Origin of the sequence: Oerskovia jenensis, assembly GCF_016907235.1 — a bacterium.
Taxonomy (GTDB): domain Bacteria; phylum Actinomycetota; class Actinomycetes; order Actinomycetales; family Cellulomonadaceae; genus Oerskovia; species Oerskovia jenensis.
This window is the reverse complement of the sequence record NZ_JAFBBO010000001.1, coordinates 865,159-885,184: the sequence shown is the minus strand read 5'-3', so window position 1 is coordinate 885,184 and position 20,026 is coordinate 865,159. Positions and strand designations below refer to the sequence as shown.

16 protein-coding genes are annotated in these 20,026 nt (G+C 72.8%); 12 read left to right on the top strand and 4 right to left on the bottom strand.

The window, feature by feature from the left end; translation table 11 throughout:
* Positions 1–127: 127 nt before the first annotated feature.
* The 3 genes from JOD49_RS04000 (at position 128) to JOD49_RS03990 (ending at position 3,265) form a co-directional block, all read left to right on the top strand.
* Positions 128–1,792, top strand: coding sequence for a molybdopterin-dependent oxidoreductase (locus tag JOD49_RS04000; RefSeq protein WP_205306070.1), 1,665 nt, complete (start codon positions 128–130; stop codon positions 1,790–1,792).
* A gap of 73 nt (positions 1,793–1,865) precedes the next feature.
* Positions 1,866–2,702: an SDR family oxidoreductase gene (locus JOD49_RS03995; RefSeq protein ID WP_205306069.1), complete on the top strand. Its 837-nt coding sequence runs from the start codon at positions 1,866–1,868 to the stop codon at positions 2,700–2,702.
* A gap of 320 nt (positions 2,703–3,022) precedes the next feature.
* Positions 3,023–3,265: a hypothetical protein gene (locus JOD49_RS03990; RefSeq protein ID WP_205306068.1), complete on the top strand. Its 243-nt coding sequence runs from the start codon at positions 3,023–3,025 to the stop codon at positions 3,263–3,265.
* A 13-nt stretch (positions 3,266–3,278) separates the two neighbouring features.
* Here JOD49_RS03990 and JOD49_RS03985 read toward each other — a convergent pair whose 3' ends face one another.
* The 4 genes from JOD49_RS03985 to JOD49_RS03970 form a co-directional block, all read right to left on the bottom strand.
* Complete coding sequence (locus tag JOD49_RS03985) at positions 3,279–3,695, bottom strand: dihydrofolate reductase family protein (protein WP_307822371.1); 417 nt, start codon at positions 3,693–3,695, stop codon at positions 3,279–3,281.
* 34 nt (positions 3,696–3,729) lie between these two features.
* Positions 3,730–4,545, bottom strand: coding sequence for a DUF2306 domain-containing protein (locus tag JOD49_RS03980; protein ID WP_205306067.1), 816 nt, complete (start codon positions 4,543–4,545; stop codon positions 3,730–3,732).
* 194 nt (positions 4,546–4,739) lie between these two features.
* The gene (locus tag JOD49_RS03975; protein ID WP_205306066.1) at positions 4,740–6,248 is read right to left on the bottom strand and encodes a carboxylesterase/lipase family protein; all 1,509 of its coding nucleotides are present in this window, start codon (positions 6,246–6,248) and stop codon (positions 4,740–4,742) included.
* The gene (locus tag JOD49_RS03970) at positions 6,245–6,847 is read right to left on the bottom strand and encodes a TetR/AcrR family transcriptional regulator (protein ID WP_205306065.1); all 603 of its coding nucleotides are present in this window, start codon (positions 6,845–6,847) and stop codon (positions 6,245–6,247) included. The genes JOD49_RS03975 and JOD49_RS03970 overlap by 4 nt, the downstream gene beginning before the upstream one ends.
* A 99-nt stretch (positions 6,848–6,946) precedes the next feature.
* Between JOD49_RS03970 and JOD49_RS03965 the strand changes: the two genes are divergently transcribed.
* The 9 genes from JOD49_RS03965 to JOD49_RS03925 all read left to right on the top strand — a co-directional run bounded on the left by JOD49_RS03965 (position 6,947) and on the right by JOD49_RS03925 (position 19,986).
* The gene (locus tag JOD49_RS03965) at positions 6,947–8,275 is read left to right on the top strand and encodes an MFS transporter (protein WP_205306064.1); all 1,329 of its coding nucleotides are present in this window, start codon (positions 6,947–6,949) and stop codon (positions 8,273–8,275) included.
* Entirely contained in the window at positions 8,275–9,042 is a 768-nt protein-coding gene (locus JOD49_RS03960; protein WP_205306063.1) for a phosphatase PAP2 family protein, read from the top strand. The genes JOD49_RS03965 and JOD49_RS03960 overlap by 1 nt, the downstream gene beginning before the upstream one ends.
* A gap of 27 nt (positions 9,043–9,069) precedes the next feature.
* Positions 9,070–11,343: a glycoside hydrolase family 3 C-terminal domain-containing protein gene (locus tag JOD49_RS03955; protein WP_205306062.1), complete on the top strand. Its 2,274-nt coding sequence runs from the start codon at positions 9,070–9,072 to the stop codon at positions 11,341–11,343.
* Positions 11,344–11,710: 367 nt separating this feature from the next.
* The gene (gene ileS, locus JOD49_RS03950; protein WP_205306061.1) at positions 11,711–15,073 is read left to right on the top strand and encodes an isoleucine--tRNA ligase; all 3,363 of its coding nucleotides are present in this window, start codon (positions 11,711–11,713) and stop codon (positions 15,071–15,073) included.
* Complete coding sequence (locus JOD49_RS03945; RefSeq protein ID WP_205306060.1) at positions 15,070–16,518, top strand: bifunctional folylpolyglutamate synthase/dihydrofolate synthase; 1,449 nt, start codon at positions 15,070–15,072, stop codon at positions 16,516–16,518. Before ileS ends, JOD49_RS03945 begins: the two co-directional genes overlap by 4 nt.
* 235 nt (positions 16,519–16,753) lie before the next feature.
* The gene (dhaK, locus tag JOD49_RS03940) at positions 16,754–17,749 is read left to right on the top strand and encodes a dihydroxyacetone kinase subunit DhaK (protein ID WP_205306059.1); all 996 of its coding nucleotides are present in this window, start codon (positions 16,754–16,756) and stop codon (positions 17,747–17,749) included.
* An 84-nt stretch (positions 17,750–17,833) separates the two neighbouring features.
* Positions 17,834–18,478 (top strand): dihydroxyacetone kinase subunit DhaL, encoded by a 645-nt coding sequence (gene dhaL, locus JOD49_RS03935; RefSeq protein WP_205306058.1) that lies wholly within the window; start codon positions 17,834–17,836, stop codon positions 18,476–18,478.
* Between the two features lie 7 nt (positions 18,479–18,485).
* Positions 18,486–19,256 carry a dihydroxyacetone kinase phosphoryl donor subunit DhaM gene (gene dhaM / locus JOD49_RS03930; protein WP_205306057.1) on the top strand — a complete coding sequence of 257 codons (771 nt, stop codon included), beginning with the start codon at positions 18,486–18,488 and terminating at the stop codon, positions 19,254–19,256.
* A gap of 97 nt (positions 19,257–19,353) precedes the next feature.
* Positions 19,354–19,986, top strand: coding sequence for a TetR/AcrR family transcriptional regulator (locus JOD49_RS03925; RefSeq protein ID WP_307822370.1), 633 nt, complete (start codon positions 19,354–19,356; stop codon positions 19,984–19,986).
* Positions 19,987–20,026 lie beyond the last annotated feature (40 nt).

The window sequence follows — 20,026 nt, the reverse complement described above, 5'->3', positions numbered from 1 at the left end:
GTCCAAGCACGGGCCGCTGCGGCGAGCCAAGCGCGGCTCGCGATCCGTGTCCCAGCCTAGTAGGTCGGGGCGAGCGTGGTGCGACGGTTCAGCGGACGGCGAAGGCGCGCGGTCCTACAGTGGGCACATGAGCCCGACGGCGGATCCCGCCTCCCCCCGCGCGACCGGTCCCGCGTCCCCGAGGGCGGGCAGGGGCGCGGACCCGGCGCGCCTGTGGGCGCCGCTGCTGGGGATCGTCGCGGCGCTCGGGGCGTTCGCCGTGGCCGAGCTCGTCGCGCTCGTCGTGGGGGCGGGGTCGAGCCCTGTGCTCGTCGTGGGCGCAGGGGTCGTCGACCGGGTGCCGCCGTGGCTCAAGGACTTCGCGGTCGAGACGTTCGGGACCGCGGACAAGACCGTGCTGATCCTCGGGATCGTCGTCGTCCTGGCGGTCGCGGCGCTCGCGGCGGGGATCCTCGAGACGCGCCGACCGCCGTGGGGGACCGTCCTGCTCGTGGTCGTCGGCGCGGTGGGCGTCCTGGCCGCCGTCACCCGGCCCGATGCGACCCTCCTGTGGGCGCTGCCGACCGTGGTGGGAGTGGGCGTCGGGATCATGCTGCTGCGGACCGGGGCCGCCCGGCTGCGCACGTGGCGGGCCTCGGCGCTCAGCCCGGTCATGGCCCGGACGGCCGATGCCGAGACCCCGCTCAGCGCGGCCCACCGGCGCGCGGCGCTCGACCGCCGGTCCTTCCTGGTGTTCGCGGGCCTGACCGCGGCGACCGCGCTCGTGGTCGGTGGCGCCTCGCGCGTGCTGTCCGCGGGGTCACGCGCCCTGACCGCGGTGCGGGACGCGATCCGCCTCCCGGCGCCGGTCGGCCCGGCCGTCGTCGTGCCCGCGGGCGCGAGCCTCGACGTGCCCGGCCTCACGCCCTACGTGACGCCCAACGACGCGTTCTACCGCATCGACACGGCCCTGCGCGTGCCCGAGGTGAACCCCGACGACTGGCGCCTGCGCGTCGTCGGGCTCGTCGAGGAGGAGGTCGAGATCTCGTTCGACGAGCTGCTCGCGCTGCCCCTCGTCGAGCACGCGACGACCCTGACGTGCGTGTCCAACCAGGTGGGCGGGGACCTCGTCGGCAATGCGGTGTGGCTCGGGTACCCGCTGCGCGACCTGCTCGCGCGGGCCCGGCCGCACGCCGACGCCGACATGGTGCTCTCGCGCAGCGCGGACGGCTGGACGGCGAGCACCCCGCTCGACGTGCTCACGGACCCGGGCCGGGAGTCGCTGCTCGCGGTCGGCATGAACGGCGAGCCCCTGCCGCTCGCGCACGGCTTCCCCGTGCGCATGGTCGTGCCGGGCCTGTACGGGTACGTGTCGGCGACCAAGTGGGTCGTCGAGCTCAAGGTCACACGCTTCGCCGACGACGTCGCGTACTGGTCGACGCGCGGCTGGTCGCAGCGGGGTCCGATCAAGATGTCGTCGCGCATCGACGTGCCGCGCTCGGGTGCGTCGGTCTCCCCGGGGGACGACGGTGACGTGGTCGTCGCGGGCGTCGCGTGGTCCCAGCACACCGGGATCGCGGGCGTCGAGGTGCGGGTCGACGAGGGGGAGTGGGAGCAGGCGCTGCTCGCGGAGACGGTCTCGGCCGACACCTGGCGGCAGTGGTCCTGGAGATGGACGTCGCCCGAGAAGGGCCGCCACGACCTCTCGGTGCGGGCGACCGACGCGGACGGCACGGTGCAGACCTCCACCAAGGCACCTCCCGCGCCGGACGGGTCGAGCGGGATCTACTCGATCGGTATCACCGTGGCGTGAGCCGGGCGTCCAGCATGCGAGCACCTCGTGGAGTGGTGCCTGCCGTGCGCCCGCGCGTGGCAGGGTAAGGAACGTGACGACCTCTCAGACCTCGCCCCCGCCCACCCGCTCGACGGCCTCGCCCACCGGGACGTCCGCTCCAGAGCCCGAGGCCCGGCGCGCCGTGGTCACCGGCGCCTCGTCGGGCATCGGCGCCGCGACCGTGCGACGCCTGCGCGCCGCGGGGTGGGACGTCGTCGCGTTCGCGCGCCGCGCGGCCCTGCTCGACGCCCTCGCCGTCGAGACGGGCGCCCACCCCGTGGTCGGCGACGTGACGAGCGACGATGACGTCGCGCACCTCGTGCGCGAGGCCGAGGCGCGCGGCCCGGTCCACGCGGTGCTCAACATCGCGGGCTTCGCGAGCGGCACGGACCCGATCGACGCGAGCGACCTGGACCGCTGGCGGGCGATGTTCGAGACGAACGTGCTGGGCACGGTGCGCGTGACCAAGGCGTTCCTGCCCGCGATCCGTCGCGCGGGTTTCGGCACGGTCCTCGTGCTGACGTCGACCGCGGGGCACGACGCGTACAGCGGCGGGTCCGGCTACGTCGCGACCAAGCACGCCCAGGCCGCGGTCGCCGAGACCCTGCGGCTCGAGCTCAACGGCGAGCCCGTCCGGGTCCTGGAGGTCGCGCCCGGGATGGTCCGCACCGAGGGGTTCTCCCTGACCCGGTTCGACGGCGACCAGGCCCGGGCCGACGCGGTCTACGACGGCGTCGAGGCGCCGCTCACCGCGGACGACGTGGCCGACGTCGTGACGTTCGCCGTGACCCGGCCCCAGCACGTCGCGATCGACACGCTCGTGCTGCGCCCCGTCGCGCAGTCGTCCACGACGCTGCTGGCCCGCGGGCCGCTCGTGACGCGGAGCTGACGTCAGCTGCCCGGGGCTGAGCACCGGGCCGGGACCCCGGGCCGAGACGCGCTTGTCGGGCCGCCGCCCGGCTGGCATGATAACGCCCGTGATCCCCGCCGCGCACCCCCTGAGCACCTTCGTGCTCCCGGTGCGCCCGCGGGCGGTCCGCGCGTCGAGCTGTTGTTGAGGGCTCGCTGACGCTCCAGCAGCGCGCGACCTGGTGTCAGCGAGCAGTGCCACGCCCCTCCCTCCCAGAGAGGGCGTGATGGTCACCGATCAGTTCTCCGGGACTGGTCGGTCTGCCCTCGTGAGCACCCGCCTCGACACCAGGACCCCCCATGAACCTCGCTCTGATCGCTCATCCGTTCGACGCCACCGGCTCCGTCGACCCTCTCGGTCGGCTCGTGGCCCACGACCCGTGGTTCGCCGCGGCCTCCCTGGGGGGAGCGTCGCCCGCGTCCCACGTCCCGACGGCGCAGCCCACCGGGGGTGCCGCGCTCACGATCGAGTGGCTCGTCGCGCGCGACATCGACACCTACCGTGCGCGGCGCGGCGAGCGGGGTGGGTCGTCCACGGCCTGAGCCCCCCGGGGCCTCAGGCCGTGGACACGCTGTACGTGACGCGGACCAGCCCGTCCTCGGGTGTCGCGTGCGTTCCGCGGAGCGTGAGGAGCACGTCCTGGTCCAGGTCGCCGAAGAGGCGCTTTCCGCGGCCCAGGAGGACCGGCGCGATCGAGACCGTGAGCTCGTCGACGAGGCCCGCGGTGAGGAACGACTGGATGGTGCGCCCGCCGTCGACGTCGACGCGTCCTGGCCCGTTCCGGTCGAGGAGCCGGCGCGCTTGCTCGACCGAGGTCGCGACGGCGACGCGCGGGTCGTCCGTGCGAAGGGTCGTGCTCAGGACGACGACGGACTTGCCCTCGAAGGCCCACTCGTCGAACCCCAGGACCGTCTCGTAGGTGGCCCGTCCCATGACGACGGCGTCGACGGTCGGGAAGAACGTCTCCCACACGAGCGCGGGCGTGGTCGGTGCGGGCGAGACGTGGTCACGGGGCGACGGTGCGGGTCACGGCCGCGGAGGTGGTCATCCGCAGCCCTGGTAGGTTCCGTCGCGCGATCAGCCACTCGGCGACCACGATGTTCGGCAGCCAGCACAGGAACGCCACCGGGGCGTACGCGGTCTCGAACAGCACCCCTGGGTCGGCGTCGGGGCCCGCGAACGGCGTCTGGACGGCCACGAGGACCCCGACCCACAGGCGCAGCGTCACGGCCGCGTAGGTCAGGGCGAAGCAGCGGATCATCCACGCCTGGTGCTCGGCGACGCGGCCCGCACGGATCGCGCGGTACGCCTTCCAGCCCGTCCACGCCCACAGGACCGCGAGCGTCCCGAACCCGAAGAACCCGAGGAACGCGACCGAGCTCGCGGTCGAGATGACGAACCCCGTGAGCGCGCCCACCCCGACCCCGACCAGGTACACCCTGCCCAGCACGCGGTGCAGGCGCGGGGCGCGGCGGCGCCAGCGGGAGACGAACTGCAGCGGGCCGACCAGCAGCGCGAGCCCGGCGAACGCGATGTGCAGGTAGAACGCGAGCTGGATCGCGGGCGCTCGGTTCGCGAAGGTCGAGGCGAGGCCCGTGTCGTCCTGGGCGAGCTCGTCGAGCGTCGCGCCCGTGTAGGAGGTCAGCAGGACCGCGGCCATGGCGATCGAGCTGAGCGCGATCCAGACGAGGCCCGGCCGGAAGCGTCGGCTACGACCCGCGGGTCGTGCGGGACGGTCGGGACGGGTGGGGCTGGTGGCGCTCGTGCGGCCGGGCGCGGTGGTGGCACCTGGGGAGGCGGTCGCCTCGGAAGGAGTGGGCATCGTCGCCTCGTTCTCGGGTCGGGGTGCTGGGCAAGGGGACCGGCAGGCAAGCCGTCGCCCTTCGCGTCCAGCGTCCCGTCCCGCGCGAGCCCGCGACAGGGGGGAGTCCCCCCGGAAACCTGGCGGCCCGCCCCCGTCCCTCGCGTGACCGGTCCGGCACCCCGGTCCAGCAACCTGTCCGTGGCGTGGGGTGCTCAGACCAGCGCGCGGACCTCGGCGTAGCCGTCGGGCAGGACGGCGGGGGCCGACGCGTCACCGCCGAAGACTCGTGTGGCGCCCGGGGCGTCCGACCAGGCGCGCCACCCGGGAGCGCCCTCGCGGGCGAGCGCGACGGCCGCGCCGTGGAGCTCGTCCGCCAGAGCCTGGGGCGGGTGGTCGCCCGCGATGAGGTCCACCTTCTCGGCGTCGAGGCAGTCGAACCAGAACGGCACGTCGAGGCAGTGGGCGGCCCAACCGAGCCTCGGGGACGCCCACGAGAAGCGGTACACCCAGGTGGGGTGGCCGGCGCGGGCCTCGGCGACCCGGACGATCGGCGCCCGGAACATGCTGTCGGTCATGAACCGGCCGAGCACTGCCGCGGTGCCCTTGCGGCGCTGGGCCCTGTTCGCGGCGAGGTACGCCCCGCGCCGCGAGCGGTCGGCGAGGAGCTTGCCGAGGACGAGGGACGGGGGCAGGAAGCGCAGCTTCTTCTTCGCGGCGTCGGTCGCCATCGTGAACTCGTCGTCGGTCGCGCCGAGCACGAGGGGCTTGTCGCCCCCGATCCCGGCGCGCAGCGACTCGAGCGTCGGCCGCGTGATCAGGTCGCCGTCGATCATGGGTCCCCACGGCAGGCCGTCCTGGAGCATCGCCGCCACGCCCGCCATCGGGTCGAGGCCGTCGGGGTTGGAGGCCGCGTCCTGCAGCTCGAGGACGCGGGTCTCGGGCAGCGACGCGAAGCCGTCGCGCGTCGCCTCGACCCCGGCGAGGCGGGCGAGCGTGTCGGCGAAGGTCTTCGCGCGCGCCTCGGTCACGTCGCCCACGGCGCCGGACAGGCACCACACCGATCGGAACAGGTGCTGCGCCGAGGGCAGGCCCAGCAGCGTCAGCACCGCGCCGCCGCCGGCGGACTGCCCGGCGAGCGTGACGCGTGCGGGATCGCCGCCGAACGCCGCGACGTTGCGCTGGACCCAGTCCAGCGCCAGCAGCCAGTCCCGCACGCCGCGGTTGGACGGCGCGCCCTCGATGTACCCGAACCCGTCGAACCCGAGGCGGTAGGAGATCGAGACGGTCACGACGCCGTCGCGGTTGAACGAGCGTCCGTCGTACCACGGGCTCGCCGGGGAGCCGGCCGTGTAGCCGCCGCCGTGGATGTAGACGAGCACCGGCAGCCCGGCATCGGGCCTCCCGGGGGCGGGCGTGTACACGTTGACGTTCAGGGTCGAGTCGCCGGGGATCGACGGCTCCGGGATCAGCGTGATCTCGGCGAGCTGCTTGCGTTGCGGCGTCGCGCCGAGCTCGGTGGCCTCCCGCACGCCGTCCCAGGGGGCGACCGGCACGGGGGCCTCGAAGCGCAGCGCGCCGACGGGAGCCTCGGCGAACGGTATGCCGAGGAACGCTGCGGAGGACTCGCGCCAGATCCCACGGACCTGGCCCGAGTCGATCGTGACGACGGGGCCGTCCAGGGTGGGGCCGGTCGCCTCGGTGACGGTCTCGGGGGTGCTCATGCGGGGGTGCTCCGTTCGGGGGAGAGGACCCCGAGGGACACGAGCAGCCGCTCGAGCTCGGAGGCCATGTCGATGGTGGGGTCCTGGAGCCACAGGGTCTGCAGCCCGTCGGCGACGGCGGTGATGACGAGGCCCAGCGAGGCCGTGTCGACGTCGGCGGGGTACTGCCCGGCGAGCTTGCCCTCCTCGACGAGTCCCGTGAACATCGCCTGCATGCCCGCCCGGCGCTCGGCGAAGAAGGCGTGGGCCGGGTGCGCGTGCTCGCTCGCCTCGGCGTTGAGGCGCGTGTACAGCTCGACGAGTCCGGGGACCTCGGCGTTGTGCCGCATGACCTGCAGGAACACCCGGAAGGGGTCGAGCCTGGACTCCGTGCGGTAGGTCTCCAGATCGAGCTCGTCGCGCTTGCGCAGGATCGCGGTGAACAGCTCGTCCTTGCTGTCGAAGTAGTGCAGCAGACCCGCCTGGCTGAGGCCGGCCGCGTCGGCGAGCTCCTTGACCGATGCCCCCCGGTATCCCTCGCGGGCGATGACCTCGAGCGCCGTCGAGAGGATCTCCTCCCGCTTGGCGATGCCCTTCGCGTATGAACCTCGCTGTGCCATGCGTCGACCCTAGACCGGAGACCCTTGCACTTCAATACCGAGTGCCATACTGTTTTGGCGACGCTCAAGGATGAGCGCCTGTCCGACGAAGGATCCGCCATGACACAGCCGTCAGATTCCGTAGCCCCAGCACCGGCACCACCGACCGACGTCTTCGCCGACGCCGAGGACTTCATCGAGGAGGCGTCCGGCCAGGACGACCCGCCCCCGCTCGTCACCGGCACCCCCAAGCGCCTGCTCGGCTGGATCGTCCCCGCCAACTTCTCGGTCTTCATGATCTGGGGAGCCGTCGGGGGACTGCTGATGCCCCTCCAGGTGCAGACGCTCGGTGAGGCCGACAAGGTCGGCAACCTGGCCGTCGTCGGCACGTTCGGCGCCCTGGCCGCGCTGCTCGCCCAGCCGATCGCGGGCCAGATCTCGGACCGCACGCGCAGCCGGTTCGGCCGTCGCGCGCCGTGGCTCGTGCTGGGCGCCCTCGTCGGCGGGCTGGGCCTGCTGGCCATGGGCTTCGCGAACAGCCTCGTGGGCATCGTCATCGGCTGGGTGATCGTCCAGGTCGCCTACAACTTCGCGCAGGGACCGCTCAGCGCGATCATGCCGGACCGCGTCCCGCGCGCCCTGCGCGGAACGTTCGCCGCGCTGTCCGGGCTCGGGCTCATGCTCGGTGCGCTCGGTGGATCGGTCGTCGGGGCGCAGTTCGCGAGCTCGATCCAGCTCGGCTACCTCGTGTTCGGGGGCTTCACGCTCCTCGTGCTGACGCTGTTCGTCGTCTTCAACCCGGACCACTCCAGCAAGGACCTGGTCAAGGAGCCGTTCAGCGTGGGCGAGTTCCTGCGCACCTTCTGGGTCAGCCCCCGCAAGCACCCCGACTTCTTCTGGGCCTTCACCGGGCGCCTGCTGCTCTACACCGGGTACTTCGCCGTGACCGGGTACCAGCTCTTCATCCTCCAGGACTACATCGGTCTCGGTCAGGCCGGGGCGGTCGCCGCGGTGCCGCTGTTCAGCCTCATCAGCCTCGCGGGAGTACTGCTCGCGACGCTCGTCTCGGGGCCGCTCTCCGACCGGTTCCAGCGCCGGAAGGTCTTCGTGTTCCTGTCCTCGGCCCTCGTCGGGCTGGCCCTCCTGATCCCGATGGCCCTGCCGAGCTTCGCGGGCTGGGCGATCTTCACGTTCGTCTCGGGCCTCGGCTTCGGGATGTTCCAGGCCGTCGACACGGCGCTCATGAGCGAGGTGCTGCCGTCCGCGAAGTCGTTCGCGAAGGACCTCGGTGTCGTCAACATCGCCGCGACCCTGCCGCAGACGCTCGCCCCCGCGTTCGCGGGCCTGATCATCCTGAGCTTCGGGGGCTACATCGCGCTGTTCCCGGTGGGGATCGTCCTGAGCATCCTCGGTGCCTGCGCGGTCTGGCCCATCAAGGCGGTGCGGTGATGACGGCCGAGGTCGCACAGCCGCAGCAGACGGACGTCCGGGCGCCCCGACCCGAGCGCCCGAGGGCGATGCTGTGGTGGTCCGTGGGGCTCGTCTCGGTCTTCGCGCTCATGGGCCTGCTCGTCGCGCAGGACTCCGCGGCGCCCCTCACGCAGCCGCTCGACGACTGGTGGCGCGGGCTCGTCGGGGTCGGGCCCGACAGCGACCTGTACCCGTCGGCGCTCCCCATGTTCTTCCAGCACCTCGGCGAGGGGCCCGGGGCGCTCGTGGGCATGGTCCTGATTCCCGGGGTCCTCGCGTTCGTCGGCCGCTGGCGCTCGGCGCTCTTCTTCCTCACGGTGACCCTGGTCGGACCGGGGTTGCTCTCGCAGGGCATGAAGAACCTGGTCGACCGTCCGCGTCCCGCCGTGGACGAGACGCTCGGCCTGTTCGGACCGCTCTTCCGGGTCGACCACGGCTCGTTCCCCTCGGGGCACGCCGTCATGGCGGGCGCGCTCGTCGTCGGCATTGCGGCCCTGATCCCGGCAGCACGCCGCACCGCCCGGACGCTCTGGTGGTGCGTCGGTGGGCTGGTGCTGCTGGGCATGGTGTGGCAGCGCACCCTCATCAACGCGCACTGGCTCTCCGACACGGTCTTCGGGCTCGTCGCGGGAATCGCCGGGGCGCTCCTCGTGTGGTGGGCGTTCTGGCCCCTGCTCCAGCGTGACCACGGGCGGCCCGTGTGGTTCTGCCACCTCGGCGCCCGCCACCAGACCTCCCCAGCCTGAACGACGAACGAGAGAGAAGGACAGGACATGACCGACACCACCATCGAGGACGGCGCGACCACCGTCGCCGACCTGACGCTCGAGGAGAAGGCGTCGCTGACCAGCGGTGCGAGCTTCTGGTGGACCAAGGGGGTCGAGCGCGCCGGCATCCCCGCCGTGATGCTCACCGACGGCCCGCACGGTCTGCGCAAGCAGCGTGGCAGTGCCGACCACCTCGGCATCGGCGACAGCGTCCCGGCGACCTGCTTCCCCCCGGCCGTCGGACTCGGTTCGTCGTGGGACACCGACCTTGCGCGCCGCGTGGGTCAGGCCCTGGGTGTCGAGTCCTCGATCGAGGACGTCGCCGTCATCCTCGGCCCGGGCGTGAACATCAAGCGCTCGCCGCTGTGCGGCCGCAACTTCGAGTACTTCTCGGAGGACCCGATCGTGTCCGGGACCATGGCGGCCGCGCTGGTGCGTGGCACGCAGTCGACGGGCGTCGGGACGTCGCTCAAGCACTTCGCGGCCAACAACCAGGAGCACGACCGGATGCGGGCCTCGAGCGACGTCGACCCGCGCCCCCTGCGCGAGATCTACCTGCGCGGCTTCCAGCGGGTCGTCGAGGACGCCCAGCCGTACACCGTGATGTGCTCCTACAACCGGGTCAACGGCGTCTTCGCGTCCGAGGACCCGTTCCTGCTCACCCGCGTGCTGCGCGAGGAGTGGGGCTTCGAGGGGCTCGTCGTCTCGGACTGGGGCGCGGTCAACGACCGGGTCTCGGCGCTCGCGGCGGGCCTGGACCTGGAGATGCCGTCCTCGGGCGGCGTGACCGACGCGCAGATCGTGGCCGCGGTGCGCGACGGCGCGCTCGCCGAGAGCGTCGTGGACGCCTCGGCCGCGCGGGTCGCTCGCCTCGCGACGCGCTGGCAGGGCACGCCGCGCGTCGCCGGTCCCCTCGACGTCGACGCGCACCACGCCCTCGCGCGCGAGGTGGCCGGCCGGTCGATCGTGCTCCTGAAGAACGACGGCGGGCTGCTCCCGCTCCGGTCGGAGCGCTCGGTGGCCCTCATCGGGGCCTTCGTCGACCAGCCCCGGTACCAGGGGGCCGGGTCCTCGATGATCAACCCGACCCGGATCGACTCGGTCGCGCACGAGATCGTGGGCAAGGCCGGGGAGGACCTCGTCTCCCGGGCGCAGGGCTTCACGCTCGACGGCTCGGGGGACGCGGCCGCGCTGCGGGCCGAGGCCGTCGCCCTCGCGGCGGAGCACGACGTCGCCGTGGTCTTCCTCGGTCTGCCGGCCGCCGCCGAGTCCGAGGGCTACGACCGCGAGCACATCGACCTGCCTGCCGTGCAGCTCGAGCTCCTCGACGCCGTGCTCGAGGTCAACCCCGACACCGTGGTCGTCCTGTCCAACGGCAGCGTCGTCGCGCTCCCGTTCGCGGACGACGTCTCGGCGATCCTCGAGGGCTGGCTGCTCGGCCAGGCCGGCGGCGGCGCGATCGCCGACGTGCTCTACGGCGACGTGAACCCGTCGGCCAAGCTCACCGAGACGATCCCGGTACGCCTGGAGGACAGCCCGGCCTTCCTCAACTTCCCCGGCGAGGACGGTCACGTCCGCTACGGCGAGGGTCTGTTCGTCGGCTACCGGTGGTACGACGCGCGCAAGATCGACGTGACCTTCCCGTTCGGGCACGGCCTGTCCTACACGACGTTCGCGTACGGGGACGCCGCGGCGACCGTGGGCGCGGACGGTGACCTCGAGGTGCGCGTCACGGTCACGAACACGGGGGAGCGGGCGGGCCGCGAGGTCGTGCAGGTCTACACGGGGCTGGCCTCGACGGCCGTGCAGCGCCCCGAGCGAGAGCTCAAGGCGTTCGCGCTCGTCGCGCTCGAGCCGGGTGAGAGCCGCGAGGTCGTCCTCACGGTCCGTCGGGCGGACCTCGCGTACTGGCACGTCCGCGCCGACCGCTGGGTCGTCGAGGGCGGCGGGTACACGGTGGACGTGGCCGCGTCGTCGCGTGACGTGCGCTCGTCCACGACCGTCGAGGTCGAGGGCGACCCGCTCGTCATGCCGCTCACGCGCGAGTCCTCGCTCGCCGAGGTGTTCGCGCACCCGGTCGCGGGGCCGGTCGTGCAGGCGGCCATGGCGCAGATGGCCTCGGCCATGGAGGGCGCGGCGTCGATCATGCCCGAGGGCGTCGACATGGCCAAGATGATGGGGTCGTTCCCGATCGGGCGCATCGGCATGATCGCGGGGGACGCCTTCGGCCCCGAGCAGGTCGACCAGCTCCTGGCGACGGCGAACGGCACGAGCGCCTGAGCCCGGCCTGACGAGGGGTGGGTCCCGGCGCCGCGCGACGCCGGGACCCGCCCGTCCGTGGGCCGACCGGCCTCGGCGCGCACGCGGGAGCGGCGCGTTATCATGGGGCCACAGGCATCGACCCGGCCATCACCGGCGAGCCTCCGGAAGAACAGGTCCCGCAGCGCGGGGCCCCAGTAGAACCGGACGGGTAGGCCCGTCACAGCCGTGTCGAGCGGTCGCCGCTCGGGTGCCCACGGCGCCCGACGACGGCAAGCGGGGTGGTACCGCGGCTCGCCTTCTCCCTCGGGAACCAGGGAAGGGTGGTCGTCCTCGCACGAGCACGTCCCGGACCACCGCCTGCCACTCACGATGGAGCCACTGAGCCATGGCCTACCCTCTGCACCGCACCGACGACACCGCCCCTGACGGTCAGGGCCACCAGATCCCCGCCAGCCCGAACCTGCCCGCGCTCGAGCGCGGCGTGCTCTCGTACTGGTCGAAGGACGACACGTTCATCGCGTCGGTCGAGCGCCGCGAGGCGGGCCAGGACGGCGACAACGAGTTCGTCTTCTACGACGGTCCCCCGTTCGCGAACGGTCTGCCGCACTACGGCCACCTCCTGACGGGCTACGCCAAGGACGTGGTGCCGCGCTACATGACCATGCGGGGCAAGCGCGTCGAGCGCCGCTTCGGCTGGGACACGCACGGCCTGCCCGCCGAGCTCGAGGCCGAGCGCGTGCTGGGCATCACCGACAAGTCGCAGATCGAGGCCATGGGCATCGCCGCGTTCAACGAGGCGTGCCGCGAGTCCGTGCTCAAGTACACGGACGAGTGGAAGGACTACGTGACGCGCCAGGCGCGCTGGGTCGACTTCGAGAACGACTACAAGACGCTCGACATCACGTTCATGGAGTCGGTCATCTGGGCGTTCAAGCGTCTGTACGACAAGGGTCTCGCGTACGAGGGCTACCGCGTGCTGCCGTACTGCTGGCGTGACGAGACGCCGCTGTCGAACCACGAGCTGCGCATGGACGACGACGTGTACCAGTCGCGCCAGGACCCGGCCCTCACGGTCGGGTTCCGCCTCTCGGGCGACGCCGTGGACGGCGCCGCCGCTCCCGCCGCCGGCGCGCTCGTCCTCGTGTGGACCACGACCCCCTGGACGCTGCCCTCGAACCTGGCGGTCGCCGTCGGGCCGGACGTCGACTACGTCGTGGTGCGCCCGGGTGCCGACTCCGCGGTGGCGGGGGACAAGGTCGTGCTCGCGGCCGCCCGCCTGGGCGCCTACGCCAAGGAGCTCGGGGAGGACGCCGAGGTCCTGGCGACCGTCAAGGGCGCCGACCTCGCGGGCCTGCGCTACACCCCGGCCTTCGACTACTTCACGGACCGGTCGGCCGAGGGCTGGCCGAACGCGCACCAGGTGCTCGTGGCCGACTTCGTCACGACCGAGGACGGCACGGGTGTCGTCCACCTGGCTCCGGCCTTCGGTGAGGACGACATGGCCGTGTGCGACGCCGCGGGCATCGTGCCCGTCGTGCCCGTCGACGCCCGCGGACGCTTCACCAACGCGGTCCCCGACTACGCGGGCGAGCAGGTCTTCGACGCCAACCCCAAGGTCATCAAGGACCTCAAGGAGGGCACCGGCCCGCTCGCACGCGTCGACGCGGCCTCGCGTGCCGTGGTGCTGCGCCACGAGACCTACCAGCACTCCTACCCGCACTGCTGGCGCTGCCGGAACCCCCTGATCTACAAGGCGGTCTCGAGCTGGTTCGTGCGCGTGACCGAGTTCCGCGACCGCATGGTCGAGCTCAACCAGGACATCACCTGGACGCCCGAGCACATCCGCGACGGCCAGTTCGGCAAGTGGCTCGCCGGCGCACGCGACTGGTCGATCTCGCGCAACCGCTACTGGGGCACGCCCATCCCCGTGTGGGTCTCGGACGACGCGAACTACCCGCGCATCGACGTCTACGGCTCGATCGCCGAGCTCGAGGCGGACTTCGGCGTGCCCGTCACCGACCTGCACCGCCCCTTCATCGACGACCTGACGCGCCCCAACCCGGACGACCCCACCGGGAAGTCCGTCATGCGCCGCATCCCCGACGTCCTGGACGTGTGGTTCGACTCGGGCTCGATGCCGTTCGCGCAGGTGCACTACCCGTTCGAGAACGCCGACTGGTTCGAGCACCACTACCCGGGCGACTTCATCGTCGAGTACATCGGCCAGACCCGCGGCTGGTTCTACACGCTGCACGTCCTCGCGACGGCACTGTTCGACCGCCCGGCGTTCCGCTCGGCCGTCTCGCACGGGATCGTGCTCGGCTCCGACGGGCGCAAGATGAGCAAGTCGCTGCGCAACTACCCCGACGTGTCCGAGGTCCTGGACCGCGACGGCTCCGACGCGATGCGCTGGTTCCTCATGAGCTCGCCCATCCTGCGCGGCGGGAACCTCATCGTGACCGAGGAGGGCATCCGCGACTCGGTGCGCCAGGTGCTGCTGCCGCTGTGGAGCACCTACTACTTCTTCACGCTCTACTCGAACAACGCGAACGGCGGCGCGGGGTACACCGCGCAGCGGGTGGCCCCCGAGCGCGTCGCGGACCTCCCGCCCCTCGACCGCTACCTGCTGGCCCGCACGCACGACCTGGTCGAGACCGTGACGGTCCAGCTCGACGCGTACGACATCGCCGGCGCGTGCGAGACGGTCCGTGAGCACCTCGACCTGCTGACCAACTGGTACGTCCGGACGCAGCGTGACCGCTTCTGGGACGAGGACGCGGACGCGTTCGACACGTTGTGGACGGCCCTCGAGGTCCTCACGCGCGTCATGGCGCCGCTCGCGCCCCTGCTCGCCGAGGAGGTCTGGCGCGGGCTCACGGGCGGGCGCAGCGTGCACCTGACCGACTGGCCGAGCGTCGTGGTCGGGGTGCCCGACTCGCTCGCGGGCGTCCTGGTCGCGGATGCCGCGCTCGTCGAGTCGATGGACCTGGTCCGTTCGGTCGCCTCGCTCTCGCTGGGTCTGCGCAAGGCGCACTCGCTGCGCGTGCGTCAGCCGCTGAGCACGCTGACGGTCGTGACCGAGGACCCGGCCGCGCTCGAGCCCTACGCCGACCTGCTCGCCCGCGAGCTCAACGTCAAGGCCGTGCGCTTCCTCGACCTGGAGTCCGGCGCGGCCGACGAGTTCGGCGTCTCGCAGAAGCTCACGGTCAACGCGCGGGCCGCCGGGCCGCGTCTGGGCCGTGGGGTCCAGGCCGTCATCAAGGCCGCCAAGGCCGGGGCGTGGCGCGTGGGCGACGACGGGTTCGTCGTCGTGCAGACGCCCGACGGCGGCGTGCCGCTGCTCGGCTCGGAGTACGAGCTCACGACCGTGGTGCTCGCCGACCAGGGCCAGGACGTGGTCGACCCGACAGCGCCCTCGATCGCCGCTGCCGTGCTGCCCGCGGGCGGGTTCGTGGTCCTCGACCTCGAGCTCGACGACGCGCTGCTGGCCGAGGGCTACGCGCGCGACATCGTGCGCGAGGTCCAGGACGCCCGCAAGGCCGCCGGCCTCGAGGTCTCCGACCGGATCGACCTGTCGCTCTCGGTGCCCGGGCCCTGGCAGGGCGCGGTCGAGGACCACCGCGAGCTCATCGCGGGCGAGACCCTCGCCGTGAGCGTCACGGTCGACCTGTCGCCCACCGACGAGCGCAGCGTGCTCGTCGCGAAGGCCGCTGCCGGCACGACCGAGACGACGGGAGCAGCACGATGAGCGGCATCCGCGTGGGCCGGGGTGCCGGCGAGCGGCCCGGCGACAAGGACGCCAAGCGCCCCGGCGGGGCGTCCCACCAGCGCACGGCCGAGGAGGCCGCTGCCCTGGAGGACCTGGCCACGGTGTACGCACACATCATGGATCGGGCCCCCGAGCACGACATCGACCCGACGCTCGACCGCGTGCAGCGGGTCCTCGAGCTGCTGGGCGACCCGCAGAAGGCGTACCGCACGGTCCACATCACGGGGACCAACGGCAAGACGTCGACGTCGCGCATGGTCGAGCGGCTCGTGCGCGAGCACGGCCTGCGCACGGGACGCTTCACGAGCCCGCACCTGACCTCGGTCACCGAGCGCATCGCGATCGACGGGGAGCCCGTGAGCCCCGCGCGCTTCGTCGAGATCTGGGAGGACGTCGCGCCGTACATCGGCGTGGCGGACCGCGAGTCCCAGGAGGCAGGCGGACCCCGCCTGAGCTTCTTCGAGGTGCTCACCGTCATGGCCTTCGCGGCGTTCGCCGACGCCCCCGTGGACGTCGCGATCGTCGAGGTCGGCATGGGCGGCAGCTGGGACTCGACCAACGTCGTGGACGGTGACGTCGCGATCGTGACGCCCATCTCGATCGACCACACGCGCTGGCTCGGCCACACGATCGAGGAGATCGCGACCGAGAAGGCCGGCATCGTCAAGGAGGGCGCCGTCGTGGTGCTCGCCGAGCAGAGCGACGTGGCCGAGGCGATCGTGATCGAGGCCGCCGCGGCCAAGGACGCGCGCGTCCTGCGCGAGGGCCATGACATCGCGATCGCCGGCCGCACGCCCGCGGTCGGCGGTCAGGTCGTCGACCTGCGCACGCCCGCGGGCCTGTACACGCAGATCTTCCTGCCCATGATCGGCGAGCACCAGGCGCACAACGCCCTGCTCGCGCTCTCGGCGACCGAGGCGCTGCTCTCGGGCGGCCGCGCGCTGGACGGCGGCGTGGTCGAGGCCGCGTTCGGCGACGTGTCCTCTCCCGGACGTCTCGAGGTCCTGCGCTCGAGCCCGACCGTGATCGTCGACGCGGCGCACAACCCGGCGGGCGCCGAGGCGCTCGTGGCCGCCCTCGACGAGGCGTTCGAGTTCGAGCACCTCATCGGGGTCGTCGCGATCATGGGGGACAAGGACTCCGAGCAGATCCTCTCGGTGCTCGAGCCCGTGCTCGCCGAGATCGTCGTGACGCGCAACTCGGCCGAGCGCTCGGCCGACCCGGCCGAGCTCGCCGAGATCGCGGTCGAGGTCTTCGGAGAGGACCGGGTCCACACCGCGGAGCGCCTCGACGAGGCGCTCGCGATCGCGGTCGACCTGGCCGAGCGCGACGACTCGGTCGGGGTGGGGGTCGGGACCGGGGTCCTGGTCACCGGCTCCGTGATCACCGCGGCCGACGTCCGGATCCTGCTCGGGCGCGGCTGACCACCCCTCTCGCGTGACCACGGCACAGGGCGCCCCCCGATCGAGGGGCGCCCTGCGCCGTCGGGCGGGCCCCTCGCGACGGCCGGCCCACCTCCTGCCACGGGCCCGCTCCCTGCGTGCCGTGCGCCGCGCAGGGGTGTTTGATGGGGGGACGGGCACCGGGGCACGCGGCACCGGTGCGCGAGCAGTGCACGCGGCCGCCTCGCGCCGCAGCAGTCCGACGGAGGGATGCGCCATGAAGAAGCTGCTCAACGACCCGCAGGACGCGGTGACGGAGTCGCTCGACGGGTTCGAGCTGGCTCACGCGGACCTGGTCGAGGTCCACCGCGCGCCGTTGTACGTCTCGCGCGTCGGCGGTGCCGTGCCGGGCAAGGTCGGGCTCGTCAGCGGGGGCGGCGCGGGGCACGAGCCCCTGCACGCGGGCTTCGTGGGCGCGGGGATGCTCGACGCCGCCGTGCCCGGCGCGGTGTTCACCTCGCCGACGCCGGACCAGATCGTGCCCGCGATCCTCGGGGCGGACTCGGGTGCGGGGGTCCTCGCGATCGTCAAGAACTACACGGGCGACGTGCTCAACTTCGAGACCGCGCTCGAGCTCGTCGAGGCCGAGGGCACGCAGGCTGCGAGCATCCTCGTCAACGACGACGTCGCGGTCGAGGACTCGCTCTACACCGCGGGCCGCCGTGGCGTGGCGGGGACCGTCGCGGTCGAGAAGATCGCCGGGGCCGCCGCGGACCGTGGGGACGACCTGGGTAAGGTCACCGAGATCGCGGGGCGGGTCGTCGCGAACGTCCGGTCCATGGGGGTCGCGCTGAGCGCCTGCACCGTGCCGCACGTGGGCAAGCCCAGCTTCGACCTCGGCGACGACGAGATCGAGATCGGCATCGGGATCCACGGGGAGCCGGGCAGGCACCGCATCCCGCTGGCCTCCGCGGACGAGATCACGGGCATGCTCGTCGACGCCGTGGCCGAGGACCTGCGGCTCGCAGGCGGTGAGCGAGTGTTGCTGTTCGTTAACGGTATGGGTGGTACGCCCCAGTCCGAGCTCTACGTCGTCTATCGTCAGGCACGGAGGCTGCTCGAGGCGCGCGGCGTGGCGGTCACCCGCTCGCTCGTGGGCAACTACGTCACCTCGCTGGAGATGCAGGGGGCCTCGGTCACCGTGCTCCGGCTGGACGACGAGCTGACCGCGCTCTGGGACGCGCCCGTGCACACCGCCGCTCTGCGGTGGTGACTCCGGCCGACCCCGAGAGCCGGGGGACGGCGCCCCGCGGGCGGTTCTCACGAACCCCCCGGGCCAGTAGTGAAAGGGCGATTGATGACGCTGGACGTTGCGTGGGCTGTGCGCTGGATGCGAGAGGCGGCGGCGATGATCGTCGCGTCGCGGGACGAGCTCACCGAGCTGGACCGTCAGATCGGCGACGGTGACCACGGCGAGAACCTGAACCGCGGGTTCCAGGCGGTCGTCGCCAAGCTGGACGGGCTGGAGACCGAGCCCGCGCAGATCGGCGACGTGCTCAAGCTCGTGGCCACGACCCTCATGTCGTCCGTGGGCGGTGCGTCGGGGCCCCTGTACGGCACCGCGTTCCTGCGCGCGGCCAAGGTCACGGGTCTGGCCGAGCTCGACTCCCCGGCCGTCGTCGCGCTGCTCGAGGGGGCGCTCGAGGGCATCACCGCGCGCGGCAAGGCCGCGCCGGGGGAGAAGACCATGGTCGACGCCTGGCAGCCCGCGGTCGACGCCGCGGTCGCCGCGGCGGACTCCGGTGCGGATCCCGTGGGCGTCCTCGAGGCGGCCCTCGTCGCGGCCGAGGCCGGGGCCCTCGCGACGGTCCCCCTGCTCGCGACCAAGGGTCGGGCGAGCTACCTGGGCGAACGGAGCATCGGGCACCAGGACCCGGGCGCGACGTCGACCGTCGTGATCCTGCGGGCTGCGGTCGCGGCGGCCACCGCTCCCGGTGAATGATGGCCCGATGACTACCCCACAGGTCGGCGACCGCGCCCGGATCGCCCTGGTGCTCGTGTCCCACTCGGCCCGGCTCGCGCAGGGGGCCGCCGAGCTCGCCGCGCAGATGGCTCCCGGCGTGCTGCTCCTGCCTGCCGGCGGCACGGACGACGGCAGCCTGGGGACGAGCTACGACGTGGTCTCGACCGCAGTCACCGAGGGGCTCGTCGGCACCGACGGGGTCGTGGTGCTCGCCGACCTGGGGTCGGCGGTCATGACGATCGAGTCGGTCATCGAGCTCGACGACTCTCTCGAGGGACGGGTCGTCCTCGCGGACGCACCGTTCGTCGAGGGGGCGGTCGCCGCTGCCGTGACGGCGCACGGCGGAGGCAGTCTCGCCGAGGTGCTCGCCTCGGCCGAGGCCGCGGGGAGCACGTTCGCGCAGAGCGCCCGAGGGTCGGAGGGAGCCGGGGGAGAGTTCGTCCCCGCCGCCGGACCGGCCGACCAGCTCGCGGGCGCCGCGGGCATCGAGGACGACTCGCCCGGCGCCCCGCGCGCGGTCACGCTGCGCAACCCGCTCGGCCTGCACGCCCGCCCGGCGGCGATCCTCGCCCGGCTCGTCGCGGGCTACGACGCGAAGGTCACGATCAACGGGGTCAACGCGGCGAGCGTGCTCGAGATGATGAAGCTGGGCGCGACGGGCGGGCGTGAGCTCGTGATCGCGGCCGAGGGACCCCAGGCGGACGAGGCACGGGACGCGGCGATCGCCGCGGTCGAGGGGGGCTTCGGCGAGGTCTGACGCCGCCGTCCCGGTGGTCCCGGCCCGGGGCTCGTGACCGACGTCACCCGATGATTGCATTGCCTGCAAAGTTGCACGATGTGTAATGTTGCGTGCTGTGCAGAACATTGTCGAACCCTCGGTCGCGCCCAGCGGGCTGCGCGAGCGCAAGAAGCGCGAACGCCGTGAGGCGCTGATCGACGCTGCCCAGACCCTCGTGCTCGAACGCGGGCTGGACGAGGTCACGGTCGAGGACATCTGCACCTCGATCGGCGTCTCGACGCGGACGTTCTTCAACTACTTCTCGTCGAAGGACGACGCCGTGCTCGGCGTCGAGGAGTTCTCGCCCTCACCCGCGGCCGTCCAGGTCTTCGTGGCGGGCGGCCCCACGGGCGACCTGCTCGACGACCTCCAGGCCCTGGTCACCGACCTCCTGGCCCACCAGGTCATGTCCCTGGACCGCGTGCACCGGGCCATCAAGCTCGTCGAGCGCGAGCACAGGCTCCTCGCCCGCCACATGTGGTGGGTCGAGAACCTGCGCACAGGGCTCATCGAGGTCTTCGAGCGCCGCCGGGCCGACCACCCGTTCGTCCCCGAGCCCGAGCTGCTCGCGATGGTCGTGATGGCGCTGCTGCGCACCACGACGCTCGAGTGGGAGCGGCTCGGCCGCACGGGCGAGCCGGTCGACCACCTGGGCTCCGTCGTCGCCCAGCTCCGCGCGCTCGTGCGCCCCGAACCCTCTCCCGGCTGACCCTCGGCCCACCCTCACCGGCACGCCCGGCGGCTCGCGT